Genomic DNA, 12962 nt, shown 5'->3' with positions numbered 1-12962 from the left:
GCGAAGCCATCTACCTGTATGCCGGCCAGCGGCCGGCACTACCAATCGCGCTTGGCGCGCATCAGGGCACCCCGGATCGGCCCGGTCAGCCCTGAACCCGCCACACGGGAATCAGCATCCCGCCACCGTCACTGGCCGCGGCGCCTGGCCGACCCCATGCATGGGGGATCCTGTGACGGAAAAACGCCTGATGATCCCGTTGTCGATCCTTGACCTGGCCCCGGTCTGCGAGGGCAGTGACACCACCGCCGCGTTCGCCAACATGCTGGAACTGGCCCAGCACGCCGATGCGCTGGGCTACCGCCGCTACTGGTTGGCCGAACACCACAACATGCCGGGCATCGCCAGCGCGGCCACCGCCGTGCTGATCGGCCACGTGGCGGGTGGCACAAAGCGCATCCGCGTCGGTGCCGGCGGCATCATGCTGCCCAACCATGCCCCGCTGCAGGTGGCCGAGCAGTTCGGCACGCTGGCTTCGCTGTATCCGGACCGCATCGACCTCGGCCTGGGCCGTGCACCCGGTACCGACCAGCCGACCGCGCGTGCGCTGCGCCGCTACTTCGACAGCGCCGACCAGTTCCCGCAGGACGTGCGCGAGCTGCTGCATTACTTCGAGCCGGTACAACCCGGGCAGGCGGTGCAGGCGGTTCCGGGTGGCGGCCTGCGGGTGCCGACCTGGATCCTCGGTTCGAGCCTGTTCGGTGCGCGCATGGCCGCCTCGATGGGCCTGCCGTATGCGTTCGCCTCGCACTTCGCACCCGACGCGATGGATGAAGCCGTTGCTGTATACCGGCGCGAGTTCCGCCCCTCGGCCACGCTGAAGCAGCCGCACGCGATGCTGGCCCTGAACGTCGTTGCCAGCGACAGCGAAACCGAATCGCGGCGCCTGTTCACCAGCCAGCAGCAGAGTTTCGTGAACCTGCGTCGCGGCCGACCGGGCAAGATTCCGGCACCGATCGACGACATCGAGTCCTTCTGGGAGCCGCACGAAAAACTGGGCGTGGAGCGGGCGCTGGCCTGCACCGTGCTGGGCGATCCGCAGCAGGTGGCGGAGGGCATCGCCGCGTTCGTCGAACGGCACAAGCCCGACGAGCTGATGCTCACCGCCAACCTGTACGACCACCGCGCGCGCCTGCGCTCGTTCGAACTCACCATGCAGGCCTGGCATGCCCGCCACGCGGGCTGAACAATTGCGTCACGGCCCATTGCGGCCGAACCGCGTCTGATGGGGGCTCATATCGAAGGAGCTCCCACATGGCCGACACCCGTGCCGAACACATCGCCCAGCTGGCCGAACTGATCAAGGACGTGGAGGTGGCGATGTTCACCACCACCGGCGTCGACGGCCGCCTCTACAGCCGGCCGTTGGCCACCCAGCAGGTCGCCTTCGACGGTGACCTGTGGTTCGTGATCACCGGCGACAGCCCCAAGGTGGCCGAGATCGCGCTCGACCCGCGGGTCAACGTGGCGTATGCCTCGCCCTCGAAGAACACCTATGTGTCGGTGGCGGGGCGGGCACGCGTGGTCGACGATCGCGCGAAGATCGAGGCGCTGTGGTCACCGGCGATGAAGCTGTTCTTCCCCGGTGGCAAGGATGACCCCAACCTTCGCCTGATCCATGTGCGCGCCGACAGTGCAGAGTACTGGGACGGTCCGGGCACGCTGCTGGGCAAGGCGTTGACGTTCGTGCTGTCGGCGGTGCAGGACGAACCGGCGGCGCTGGCCGACAACGGTTTCATCGATCTTCGGTGATGACCGATGTCCGGTATTGGTAGTGCCGGCCGCTGGCCGGCAAACCTGGAGACGTGGCAGCCGGCCAGCGGCCGGCTCTACCGGATTCCGGATCAGAACCAGCGCTGGAACAGCTCCACCGTATAACCCACCAGCTGCCCCGAACTGAAACCGAAGAACGCGATCGCTGCCACGGCGGCAATCCAGTTGAACAGCATCAGCGCGCCATCGCGTTCCAGCAGCGCCAGCGAGAACAGCAGCAGCTGGAAGCCGAACAGGAAATTGGTGAAGGGAATCGGCAACGACAGCAGCAGGCCCAGCAGCACCAGCAGCAGGCCACTGAAGGCGTGGGCGGGCAGCGGTGTCAGCAGTTGCGGCAGGCGGGGTTTCAGCATCTTGTCCAGGCGCCGCAGCGGTCGGTCGATGCGGTCCAGGAAACGATGCATGGTGCCGCGCTTCGGCCCGCGGCGGGCGATGAAGCCGGGCAGCCAGGGCCGGCGCAGGCAGAACAGCATCTGCAGGCCGATCAGGACCACCAGTGGGCCGCTGACCGCGCCGCCCATGCCCGGGATCGGGATGAACGACGGCAGGATCGCCACGAACAGGAACACGCCGAACGCGCTCTGCTGCAGGTTGCCGAGGATCTGGCCCAGCGGCATGTGCTCGGCGGGATCGCCAGAGGCGAACATCTCCAGCAGGGTACGGATGCCCTCGTTGCGGTAGGCCGGGCGCTCGTCGCCCGGACCCTTGCCGGCCTCAGGCGGTGAGCTCATCGGCCTGCTCGTCGGACAACGTGCGCAGCAGCAGCTTGTCCACGCGCGCACCATCCAGGTCAACCACTTCGAAGCGCCAGCCCGCCCAGTCGAAGTACTCGCCTGCGTGCGGAATGCGGCCGAAGTAATGGATGCACATGCCGGCCAGCGTGTAGTAGTCGCCGTCCTCGGCGTCGGGCAGGTCGTTGCTGCCGATCAGTTCGCGCACGTCTTCGATCGGCAGCGAGCCGTCCACCAGCAGCGAGCCGTCTTCGCGGGTCACCACCAGCGCGTCCTCGTCGGCGTTCTCCACCGCCTGCAGGCGGCCGACCACCGCGCCCATCAGGTCGCTGATGGTCACCAGGCCCTGGATCTCGCCGTACTCGTCCACCACCAGTGCCATCGACTGCTGTTCCTCGCGGAAGATTTCCAGCAGCTTCATCGCGTGGGTCGATTCGGAGACGTACAGGGGTTCGCGCAGGGTCTGGAACAGCGCGTTGTCACCGCGCGCCATGCGCGTGGCCAGCGATTTCAGTTCGAGCACGCCGACCACGTCCATGTCGTTGTCGCGGTACACCGGGTACCGGGAGAACTCGTGTTCGGCCATGATTTCCAGGTTGCGCTCCAGCCCGGCCTGGGTATCCAGCCACGCGATGCGGTTGCGCGGGGTCATCAGGCTGTCGGCGGTGCGGTCGCCCAGGCGCATGACGCGGTTCATCATGTCGCGCTCGTGGGCATCGATCACGCCGGCCTCGTGGCTTTCGGCGACCAGCATGCGGATCTCTTCTTCGGTCACCGAGGCGACTTCATCCTTGCCCAGGCCGAACAGGCGCAGCACCAGCTGGGTGGTTTTGGACAGCAGCCAGACGAAGGGCAGGGCGAGCTTGGCCAGCCAGCTCATCGGCATCGCGACCAGGCCGGCAATGGCCTCCGAACGGGTCAGCGCCAGGCGCTTGGGCACCAGTTCGCCGAAGATCAGCGTGATGAAGGTGATCAGGCTGACCGCCAGCGCGGTACCGATGTTGCCGGCATAGGCGAAGCCCGGCATCAGGCCCTGGATCCAGCCGGCGAAGGCTTCGCCCAGCGCTTCACCGCCGAGGTAGCCGGTCAGCACGCCGATCACGGTGATGCCGATCTGCACGGTGGACAGGAAGCTCTCCGGCTTCTCGGACAGCTCCAGCGCCTTGGCCGCGCGCTTGGAGGTGGCGGCCATCTGCTTCAGGCGGCTCTTGCGCGAGGTCATGACCGACATCTCGGACATGGCGAAGAAGCCGTTCAGCAGAACAAGCGCAAAGACAATCAGGATCATTTCAAACACGGGCGTCGTCCCCGGTTGGTGGCAGGGAGGGCGGGTGCTTGCGATGGCGGCAGGCGCTCAGGAACGGGGTCCGGCGCGGCGCTGGGGGATAAGGGTCGTCGTCCATAGGATGCGCCCGAAGGCGCGCTGGCATCTTAGCAAAGGGGCATGGCAGGGTGGCAACCGCCTGTTCAGGTTCGGGGTTCCGAGCCCCGGAAAGGGGGCGGGGATACCCGTGATGGTCATCTAGCCGTCATAATTCCGTCTGGTGCCGTCCTTCCCGCGACGGCTGACAGGTTTCTCAATGTTCTCTCTGCAGACCATTTTCGGTTCCGGCAAACAGTTCTACACCCTGCTCGATGAGGCCGCCGTCGCGGCCTCCGACGCCGCCAAGGCGCTGCATTCCATGCTGCGCGAGGCCGACCGCCAGCCCGCGCTGGACGCCTTCAAGCTGGCCCGCCTGCGCGAGCGCGCGGCCTCGGACAAGATCAGCCAGGCGCTGGTGGACAGCTTCATGACCCCGATCGAGCGCGAAGACATCGAAGCGCTGGGCTCGGCCCTGTACAAGATTCCCAAGCAGATCGAGAAGTTCGCCGATCGCTATTCGCTGGCCACGACCCACCTGGAGCACATCGACTTCGCGCCGCGCGCGGCGATGCTGGAACAGGCCGCCGGCGTGGTGGTGGAGATGGTGGCCGACCTGCGCCACATGAACCTGGACCGGATGACCGCGCTGAACGAGAAGCTGCGCTCGCTGGAAAACGAGGCCGACCGCCTGATGCTCGAGCTGTACCGCGACATCTATTCCGGCCGCCTGGACAACCTGCAGATGTTCCTGCTGAAGGAATTCTTCGAGATCCTGGAAAAGGCCATCGACCGTTGCCGCGAGGCCGGCGTGGTTGCGTACCAGATCGTGTTGAAGAACAGCTGACGGACGCCGCCGCATGTTGACCCTTGTCCTGGTGGTGATCCTGGCCGCACTCGTCTTCGAGTTCATCAACGGCTTCCACGACACCGCCAATTCCATTGCCACCGTGGTCGCGACCAAGGTGCTCTCGCCCGGCTGGGCGGTGATGCTGGCCGCCTTCATGAACCTCATCGGTGCGCTGACCGGCACCGCGGTGGCGCTGACCATCGCTTCGGGCCTGCTCAACACCAACGTGGTCGAGGTCACCCCGCAGGTGATCCTGTGCGCGCTGCTGGGCGGCATCATCTGGAACCTGATCACCTGGTGGAAGGGCCTGCCGTCCTCGTCCTCGCATGCGCTGATCGGTGGCCTCTGCGGCGCCGGCCTGGCGGCGGCCCACAACAACTGGGACGCCCTGATCTGGTCCGAGCGCCTGGGCAGCTGGGCGCAGAACAAGGGCCTGCTGTGGAAGGTGTTCGTGCCGATGATCACCTCGCCGATCGCCGGTTTCCTGCTCGGCATCGTGGTGATGGTGCTGCTGTGGGGCCTGATCGCCGGCCTGGCCAGGATCGGTGGCGCCATCGGTCGCCTGGCCCGCCCGCGCATCGTCAATGCCTTCTTCGGCAAGGCCCAGATCGCCTCGGCGGCCTACATGGGCTTCGCCCACGGCCACAACGATGCGCAGAAGACCATGGGCATCATCGCCATGACCCTGATCGGTGCCGAGGCCACCGGCGCACTGGATGACCTGCCGTCCTGGCTGGCCTTCATGCACCCGGACGCCCACGCCGGTGACGGCATCGCGATGTGGATCGTGCTGACCTGTGCGGTTGTGATGGCCGCCGGTACCGCTTCGGGCGGCTGGAAGATCATCAAGACCCTGGGCCACAAGATGGTCAAGCTGCACCCGATCCACGGCTTCGCCGCGGAGACCAGCTCGGCCACCATCCTGACCCTGGCCGCCCACTTCGGCATGCCGGTCTCGACCACGCACAGCATCTCCACCGCGATCATGGGCGTCGGCTTCGCCAAGAACCCGCGCTCGCTGAAGTTCGGCGTGATCGAACGCATCGTCTGGGCCTGGATCCTGACCATCCCGGCAGCCGGCGGCTGTGCGTACCTGATCCTGAAGCTGTTCGAGCTGTTCGGCTGGACCTGATCGCCACGCCAGGGTTGCAAACGAAAAAGCCCGCCGATATCCGGCGGGCTTTTTCATGGGCAGAGAATTCTTCCGGACACATCGTGTCGACCAAGGTCGACACCTACCAGAGCAGAAACAGGGATCCGATCCCGTGCCGACCAACGGTCGGCACCCACCAACAGCAGCAGGAACCTGTCAGCGGCGGGGTGGGGTGGGGTTGCAGGACCGTTGGCGCCATGGATGGCGCCATCGAGCCCCCAGGGACGGGTTTACGGCGTGTCCAGCAACCCCACCCCACCTCGCCAGCCCACGGAAACCCTGCTTTTGCCGTTGCCGTTGCCGTTGCCGTTGATCCGGCGGGTGCCGGGCCGCAGGCCCGGCCGAACCCCTCAATTGCGCTGGAACAGCGCCTGCACATCCTTGCGGAACGCCGCCTGGCTGTCCGTCCGGCTGTAGAACATGTGCCCGCCCGGATAGCTCCGCACCTGCACCCGGTCCGGGTTGCTGCCCATCGCCGGCATCTGGTCCACCGTCAGGATCGAGCCCATGAACGGGCACGACAGGTCGTTCCAGCCATGCACGATCAGCACCTGCAGATGCGGATCGATCGCCACCGCCTGGCGCAGCTGGGTCACCGCACCCTGGCGCAGCTCGCCGTTGCGGTCCCACAGACGATTCACGTCGTAGTTCAGCGCCTGGTAGCGTGCATCCACCTTCCAGCCAACCACGCGCGTCACGAAGTCGACCATCGCCGTGGTGGTTGGCGCGATGATGCTGTCCAGCAGCGGATCATTGGCGCGCTGCTCCGGGTCATTCGGGAATGGATCGAACGCGGTCACATTGGAGTCGTAGCGGCTGCCCAGCGTGCCCTTGTCGCGGAATACTTCGCGCAGGTAGGCCTGGGTTTCAAGACGGCCACCGGCACGGCGCACGAACTGCGGGTCAAGCCCGGTCAGCTCGGTCACCCGGCGCAGCATCGCCTCGGTGGCCTGCGGATCGCTGCGGCCCTTCATCAACGCGGTGGCGTAATCGCCACGGGTGTACTCCACCACCTCGCGCATTGCCGCGTCGGTGAGCCTGCCCTGGCGCTCCAGGTGCGCCGCGGCGATCGACGGCAGCGTCTGCATCCATGCCATCGGCGAGACGTCGGCGTTGTCTTCCAGCGTCGGGCTCAGGTACGGCGAGACCAGTACCAGGCCGTTCATCGCCACGCCCAGCCGGGTCTGCAGGAAATGGGTGATGCGCGGGCCGCGATAGCCGCCGTAGCTCTCGCCGGTCAGGTACTTGCGTGACGCCATGCGCTGGTTGCGCAGCAGCCAGTCGTAGATCGAGCGCGACAGGTACTCGATGTCGGCGCCGGGGTTGTACAGCTGCTTCTTCGCCTCGTCATCGCCGATGCGCGCGCGGCTGAAACCGGTGCCGACCGGGTCGATGAATACCAGGTCGGTGAAATCCAGCCAGGTGCCCGGGTTGTCATGCAGGGTCGCGGGCGCCGAGGCGCTGTCGCCTTCCGAACCGAAGGTGACCACCTTGGGCCCGATCGCGCCCATGTTGAGGTACACCGACGAGGCACCAGGGCCGCCATTGAGCGCGAACGTCACCGGCCGGTCCTTGCCCGGCATCGTGTACGCAGTGAACACCACATCGGCGATGACCTTGCCCTTCTCATCGCGCACCGGCAGGGTGCCGACGGTGGCGGTGTAGTCCAGGGTGCGGCCGGCCAGGCGCATGCTCTGGCGCGCCGACGCATCGGCGGGCAGCGCAGGCGCGTCGGTCCTGTCGTCTTTCGAATCGGGCTTGGTGTCAGCGGCGGGCGCGGCCAGCACGCTGGTGGGGGCGATGAGCAGGCCGACGCAGAGCGCGGCAGTGTGCAGCAGGGACTTCATGGCACCGGATCGGCAGCGGAAGGGGGTTCCGATGCTAGGCCGGTGGAGTGCCATGCCGTATGTGTCCAAAGGCATGGCCACGTTCTGCAGCGGCTTGCGGCCAGATTGGATCAAACGGGCAGGGTGGCTGCCGCTTCGTCGTTGGCCAGCAGGCCATAGACGGCCGAGTCCGAAAGCTCGCCCTGGATGCGCCAGCGCTGGCGCAGCACCCCCTCGCGGTGGAAGCCGAGGCGGTCAAGCACATGTGCCGAGGGTACGTTGCGTGGATCGATCTCGGCTTCGATGCGGTGCAGGTGCAGGGTGTGGAACAGATAGCCCAGCATCTGCTGCAGGGCCTCATGCATGTAGCCCTGGCCCTGGCGGTCGGGCGCCAGCAGATAGCCGATCTCGGCCCGCATGGCCTCACGATCAATGGCGAATGCGACGCAGATGCCCAGCAGTGGGCCGTTGGGTGATTCGCGCAGGGCCAGCTTCAACTGGGTGCCAATCGCGTGCGCGGCAAGGTCGTCGTCGATCTGTTCGCGGGCTTCGGCCGGTCGTGTCCAGGCCGGGTGGTTCCACCAGCGCATCACGTCCGGATTGGATTGCAGCGCGAACAGCGCCGTCGCGTCGTCACGGCGGATCGGGCTCAGCACCAACCGCGTGCTGTGCAGCGGCAGGGCGGGGAACAGCAACGAGTGGCTGGCCAATACGATGGTCCACACGGGTGGACGCGCATTATGGCTCCGCCGGGTTTGCCGATGGCGGCGTAATGCCAAGGGCGCATGAGCCGGTGGTGCCGGCCGCTGGCCGGCAGTCGAGGTGGCCGGCCAGCGGCCGGCACTACCGGGCAACCGGGTCAGAGCCCTTTGCCAGGCAAAGGGATCCGACCCCGTGCCGGGATCAGACCTCCAGCGAGGCCAGATCGCCCTTGCTCTCCAGCCAGCCCTTGCGGTCGGAGGCGCGCTTCTTGGCCAGCAGCATGTCCATCAGCGAGCTTGTCTGCTCGCGATCGTCCACGGTCAGCTGCACCAGGCGGCGCGTATCCGGGTGGATGGTCGATTCGCGCAGCTGCGGCGGATTCATCTCGCCCAGGCCCTTGAAGCGGGTGACGTTGATGGCGCCCTTGATCTTCTCGCGTTCGATCTTATCCAGCATCGAGCGCTTTTCTTCCTCGTCCAGGGCGTAGAACACCTGCTTGCCCACGTCGATGCGGAACAGCGGCGGCATCGCCACGAACACGTGGCCGGCATCGACCAGCGCCGGGAAGTGCTTCAGGAACAGTGCGGTCAGCAGCGTTGCGATGTGCAGGCCGTCGGAGTCCGCGTCGGCCAGGATGATGACCTTGCCGTAACGCAGGCCGCTGATGTCGTCCTTGCCGGGGTCGCAGCCGATGGCGATGGCCAGGTTGTGTACTTCCTCCGAGGCCAGCACGCTGTTGGATGAGACTTCCCAGGTGTTCAGGATCTTGCCGCGCAACGGCATGATGGCCTGGAAGTCCTTGTCGCGGGCCTGCTTGGCGCTGCCCCCTGCCGAGTCGCCTTCCACCAGGAACAGCTCGGTACGCGACAGGTCCTGGCTGATGCAGTCGGCCAGCTTGCCGGGCAGGGCCGGGCCCTGGGTGACCTTCTTGCGGACGACCAGCTTCTCGGTCTTCAGGCGTGCGCTGGCGCGCTCGATGGCGATCTGCGCGATCTTTTCGCCCAGCTCCACGTTCTGGTTCAACAGCAGGCTGAAGGCATCGTGGGCCGCGCCTTCAACGAAACCGGCCGCCTGGCGCGAGGACAGGCGTTCCTTGGTCTGGCCGCTGAACTGGGGGTCGGTCATCTTCAGCGACAGCACGAACGACACGCGGTCCCATACGTCTTCCGGGGCCAGCTTGACGCCACGCGGCAGCAGGTTGCGGAAGTCGCAGAACTCGCGCAGCGCCTCGGTCAGGCCGGTGCGCAGGCCGTTGACGTGGGTGCCGTGCTGGGCGGTGGGAATCAGGTTGACGTAGCTTTCCTGCACCAGCTCGCCTTCCGGCAGCCAGGCCACGGCCCAGTCCACCACCTCGGTGTCCTTCTTCAGGTTGCCGACGAACAGGTCGGCCGGCAGCGATTCGCGTTCGCCCAGTTCCAGCTTCAGGTAATCGCGCAGGCCGTCCTCGTAGTACCAGGTGTCGACTTCACCGGTGGCCTCATCGGTCAGCTTGACCGTCAGCCCCGGGCACAGCACGGCCTTGGCACGCAGCAGGTGCTTCAGCGCGCGCACCGCGAACTTGGGCGTGTCGAAGTACTTCGGGTCAGGCCAGAAGCGCACACGGGTGCCGGTGTTCTTCTTGCCGACGCTGCCGACCACTTCCAGCGGCGTGGCGCGGTCGCCGTTGCGGAAGGTGATGCGGTGCTCGGCACCTTCGCGCTTGATGTGCACTTCCACCAGGGTCGACAGCGCATTGACCACGCTGACGCCGACGCCATGCAGACCGCCGGAGAAGGTGTAGTTGTTGTTGCTGAACTTGCCGCCCGCATGCAGGCGGGTGAGGATCAGCTCGACACCCGGGATCTTCTCTTCCGGGTGGATGTCCACCGGCATGCCGCGGCCGTCATCGCTGACCTCCACGCTGCCGTCCTTGTACAGGGTGATCTCGATCGAGCGGGCGTGGCCGGCGAGGGCCTCGTCCACCGAGTTGTCGATCACTTCCTGCGCCAGGTGGTTCGGGCGCGCGGTGTCGGTATACATGCCGGGACGGCGCTTGACCGGGTCAAGGCCGGACAGGACTTCAATATCGGCGGCGTTATAGCGGGCGTTCATCTGTCTTCGAAAGCTTGGAGCGACGGGCAAGTGTGGGGTCTGGCACGGGATTTTGCACGCCTGCGGTTCAGTCTCGGCGACGCAGAGGGGGTAAAATGGCAGCCGCTGGAATCTGAATGCCGGCGACCCCCGTTGGGTCGAAACATCCAAGCCATACCGCGAGGAGGACCTCATGAAGAAGTTGCTGACCATTGCGATCCTGGCCGCTGCCGCCGTTGCAGTGCCGCTGGTGGTGGCGCAGAACGCCGGCCAGCCGGCCCCGCAGCAGGGTGGCCAGGCAGACAAGGCGCAGGCCGAAGCCGATGCCAAGGCCAAGCGCCGCGCCCAGGCCAATGCCGAAATGAAGGCGCAGGGCCAGCCGGCCCCGCAGCAGGAAGAGGAAGAAGAGGCGCGGAAGAAGAAGTAATTCTTCCGCCCTCCGAAGCCCTTGCCGCAAGGGATTCGCCCCCCGACGCCCCGCCCAGCGGGGCGTTTCTTTTGGGTGATGGCCGCAACTGCCCCTTGGGTTGGCGGCCATCAATCTGTAAACTATGGCTTTCCGGGAGTAAGTGCGTGTCCACCCTTTGCGAATGGGCTGGCACGGCCATGCGTGGTCGCCAGCAATGCGGGTCGCAGGTGACGGTCGATTTGACCGGCACGGCCGCCCCGACCTCGCAGGGTGGTCCCCGTCCGGCGCATGCCGCCGCACGGCCTAGCACCTCCCTCGCTGCCCCAGCGAACCGGAAAACCCCCTTCAAGCTCCATGCCCGCCCTCCGGGTGTGCGTGGTGCTGCCGTTTTCCATTTCCAGACAGGATGCTTGCAGCCATGACTCCCTTGATTTTCGTAACCGGCGGCGTGGTGTCCTCGCTCGGCAAAGGCATTGCCGCTGCGTCACTGGCCGCCATTCTCGAAGCCCGTGGCCTGAAGGTCACGATGATGAAGCTCGACCCGTACATCAACGTCGACCCGGGCACCATGAGCCCGTTCCAGCACGGTGAGGTCTACGTCACCGACGACGGCGCCGAGACCGACCTCGACCTGGGCCACTACGAGCGCTTCGTGCGCACCCGCCTGAGCCGCAAGAACTCGGTCACCACCGGCCGCATCTACGAGAACGTGATCCGCAAGGAGCGCCGTGGCGACTATCTGGGCGCGACCGTGCAGGTCATCCCGCACATCACCGACGAGATCCGCCGCTGCATCGATGAAGCCACCGAAGGTTACGACGTGGCGCTGGTCGAGATCGGCGGTACTGTCGGCGACATCGAGTCGCTGCCGTTCCTGGAAGCGATCCGCCAGGTGCGCACCGAGCGTGGCCCGGAGAAGGCGCTGTTCATGCACCTTACCCTGGTGCCGTACATCGGCGCCGCCGGCGAGCTGAAGACCAAGCCGACCCAGCATTCGGTGAAGGAGCTGCGCTCGATCGGCATCCAGCCGGACGTGCTGCTGTGCCGCTCCGAGCAGGCGGTGCCGGATTCGGAGCGCCGCAAGATCGCCCAGTTCACCAACGTCTCCGAGCGCGCGGTGATCAGCGTGCCGGACGTGGACGTGCTGTACCGTATTCCGTCGGGCCTGCACGCGCAGGGCCTGGACGAGATCGTGGTCAACCAGCTGAAGCTGGCCGACAAGGCCGGCCCGGTCGACCTGTCGATGTGGGAAGACGCGGTCGACGCGACCCTGCATCCGCTGGACGAAGTGACCATCGCCGTGGTTGGCAAGTACGTCGATCACCAGGATGCCTACAAGTCGGTTGGCGAAGCCCTCAAGCACGGTGGCCTGCGCCAGCGCACCAAGGTCAACCTGAAGTGGCTGGAAGCACAGGACCTGGAAGGCACCGACATGGCCGCACTGGCCGATGTCGACGGCATCCTGGTGCCGGGTGGTTTCGGTGACCGTGGTTTCGAAGGCAAGGTGCTGACCTCGAAGTTCGCCCGCGAGCAGCAGGTGCCGTACTTCGGCATCTGCTACGGCATGCAGGCGGCCGTGGTCGACTACGCGCGCAACGTGGTCGGCCTGGAAGGTGCCAACAGCACCGAGAACGACCGCCAGTCGCCGAACCCGGTGATCGGCCTGATCACCGAATGGCGCACCGCGACCGGTGACGTGGAAAAGCGCGACGACAAGAGCGACCTCGGCGGCACCATGCGCCTGGGCCTGCAGGAACAGCGCCTGAAGCCGGGCACGCTGGCCCGCGAGCTGTATGGCAAGGACGTCGTCGCCGAGCGTCACCGCCACCGTTACGAGTTCAACAACCGTTACCGCACCCAGCTGGAAGATGCCGGCCTGGTGATCGCCGGCAAGTCGATGGACGACACCCTGGTGGAAGTGGTCGAACTGCCGCGCGACGCGCACCCGTGGTTCCTGGCCTGCCAGGCGCACCCGGAATTCCTGTCCACGCCGCGTGACGGCCATCCGCTGTTCATCGGTTTCATCCGCGCCGCACGCGAGCGCAAGGCCGGCGGCAAGCTGCTTTCCGAAGCGCGCGCCTGACTTGT

Annotated in this window: 11 protein-coding genes; 6 read left to right on the top strand and 5 right to left on the bottom strand. The window is 66.3% G+C overall.

The genetic code is table 11. From position 1 onward, the window contains the following. Positions 1-190: 190 nt before the first annotated feature. Together AC5P67_RS06165 and AC5P67_RS06160 are read left to right on the top strand one after the other, a co-directional pair. Entirely contained in the window at positions 191-1186 is a 996-nt protein-coding gene (locus AC5P67_RS06165) for an LLM class flavin-dependent oxidoreductase (RefSeq protein ID WP_005408989.1), read from the top strand. A 68-nt stretch (positions 1187-1254) separates the two neighbouring features. After that, positions 1255-1752 carry a pyridoxamine 5'-phosphate oxidase family protein gene (locus AC5P67_RS06160; protein WP_033834120.1) on the top strand — a complete coding sequence of 166 codons (498 nt, stop codon included), beginning with the start codon at positions 1255-1257 and terminating at the stop codon, positions 1750-1752. A gap of 92 nt (positions 1753-1844) precedes the next feature. On the opposite strand, the gene AC5P67_RS06155 is transcribed toward AC5P67_RS06160, so the two are convergent. Both AC5P67_RS06155 and AC5P67_RS06150 read right to left on the bottom strand, forming a co-directional pair. Then, positions 1845-2504: an exopolysaccharide biosynthesis protein gene (locus AC5P67_RS06155; protein ID WP_005412917.1), complete on the bottom strand. Its 660-nt coding sequence runs from the start codon at positions 2502-2504 to the stop codon at positions 1845-1847. Further along, positions 2488-3792, bottom strand: a complete 1305-nt coding sequence (locus AC5P67_RS06150; protein WP_005408992.1) for a hemolysin family protein — start codon at positions 3790-3792, stop codon at positions 2488-2490. The genes AC5P67_RS06155 and AC5P67_RS06150 overlap by 17 nt, the downstream gene beginning before the upstream one ends. A 292-nt stretch (positions 3793-4084) precedes the next feature. Between AC5P67_RS06150 and AC5P67_RS06145 the strand changes: the two genes are divergently transcribed. Both AC5P67_RS06145 and AC5P67_RS06140 read left to right on the top strand, forming a co-directional pair. Then, positions 4085-4711 carry a DUF47 domain-containing protein gene (locus AC5P67_RS06145; RefSeq protein ID WP_004152833.1) on the top strand — a complete coding sequence of 209 codons (627 nt, stop codon included), beginning with the start codon at positions 4085-4087 and terminating at the stop codon, positions 4709-4711. Between the two features lie 13 nt (positions 4712-4724). Beyond that, positions 4725-5846 carry an inorganic phosphate transporter gene (locus AC5P67_RS06140; protein WP_005408993.1) on the top strand — a complete coding sequence of 374 codons (1122 nt, stop codon included), beginning with the start codon at positions 4725-4727 and terminating at the stop codon, positions 5844-5846. A gap of 371 nt (positions 5847-6217) precedes the next feature. Here AC5P67_RS06140 and AC5P67_RS06135 read toward each other — a convergent pair whose 3' ends face one another. The 3 genes from AC5P67_RS06135 to parE all read right to left on the bottom strand — a co-directional run bounded on the left by AC5P67_RS06135 (position 6218) and on the right by parE (position 10486). Continuing rightward, positions 6218-7714 (bottom strand): S10 family peptidase, encoded by a 1497-nt coding sequence (locus AC5P67_RS06135; RefSeq protein ID WP_059033941.1) that lies wholly within the window; start codon positions 7712-7714, stop codon positions 6218-6220. Between the two features lie 110 nt (positions 7715-7824). Continuing rightward, positions 7825-8403 carry a GNAT family N-acetyltransferase gene (locus AC5P67_RS06130; RefSeq protein WP_032967150.1) on the bottom strand — a complete coding sequence of 193 codons (579 nt, stop codon included), beginning with the start codon at positions 8401-8403 and terminating at the stop codon, positions 7825-7827. A 193-nt stretch (positions 8404-8596) separates the two neighbouring features. Then, on the bottom strand, positions 8597-10486 hold the full coding sequence (gene parE, locus AC5P67_RS06125) for a DNA topoisomerase IV subunit B (RefSeq protein WP_005408996.1): 1890 nt from the start codon (positions 10484-10486) through the stop codon (positions 8597-8599). A 172-nt stretch (positions 10487-10658) separates the two neighbouring features. On the opposite strand from parE, the gene AC5P67_RS06120 reads away from it, so the two are divergent. Together AC5P67_RS06120 and pyrG are read left to right on the top strand one after the other, a co-directional pair. Beyond that, positions 10659-10892 (top strand): hypothetical protein, encoded by a 234-nt coding sequence (locus AC5P67_RS06120; protein WP_005408997.1) that lies wholly within the window; start codon positions 10659-10661, stop codon positions 10890-10892. A 400-nt stretch (positions 10893-11292) separates the two neighbouring features. Further along, complete coding sequence (gene pyrG, locus AC5P67_RS06115) at positions 11293-12957, top strand: CTP synthase (RefSeq protein ID WP_005408998.1); 1665 nt, start codon at positions 11293-11295, stop codon at positions 12955-12957. Positions 12958-12962 lie beyond the last annotated feature (5 nt).

Source organism: Stenotrophomonas sp. YJH_SMC_21 (assembly GCF_059369555.1).
This window is presented reverse-complemented; position numbering and strand designations above follow the sequence as displayed.

Excerpts from the sequence above, each read along its gene's own strand:
- AC5P67_RS06165 (WP_005408989.1), top strand. The coding sequence starts at position 191 with ATGATCCCGTTGTCGATCCTTGACCTGGCCCCGGTCTGCGAGGGCAGT.
- AC5P67_RS06160 (WP_033834120.1), top strand. The coding sequence starts at position 1,255 with ATGGCCGACACCCGTGCCGAACACATCGCCCAGCTGGCCGAACTGATC.
- AC5P67_RS06155 (WP_005412917.1), bottom strand. The coding sequence starts at position 2,504 with ATGAGCTCACCGCCTGAGGCCGGCAAGGGTCCGGGCGACGAGCGCCCG.
- AC5P67_RS06150 (WP_005408992.1), bottom strand. The coding sequence starts at position 3,792 with ATGATCCTGATTGTCTTTGCGCTTGTTCTGCTGAACGGCTTCTTCGCC.
- AC5P67_RS06145 (WP_004152833.1), top strand. The coding sequence starts at position 4,085 with ATGTTCTCTCTGCAGACCATTTTCGGTTCCGGCAAACAGTTCTACACC.
- AC5P67_RS06140 (WP_005408993.1), top strand. The coding sequence starts at position 4,725 with ATGTTGACCCTTGTCCTGGTGGTGATCCTGGCCGCACTCGTCTTCGAG.
- AC5P67_RS06135 (WP_059033941.1), bottom strand. The coding sequence starts at position 7,714 with ATGAAGTCCCTGCTGCACACTGCCGCGCTCTGCGTCGGCCTGCTCATC.
- parE (WP_005408996.1), bottom strand. The coding sequence starts at position 10,486 with ATGAACGCCCGCTATAACGCCGCCGATATTGAAGTCCTGTCCGGCCTT.
- AC5P67_RS06120 (WP_005408997.1), top strand. The coding sequence starts at position 10,659 with ATGAAGAAGTTGCTGACCATTGCGATCCTGGCCGCTGCCGCCGTTGCA.
- pyrG (WP_005408998.1), top strand. The coding sequence starts at position 11,293 with ATGACTCCCTTGATTTTCGTAACCGGCGGCGTGGTGTCCTCGCTCGGC.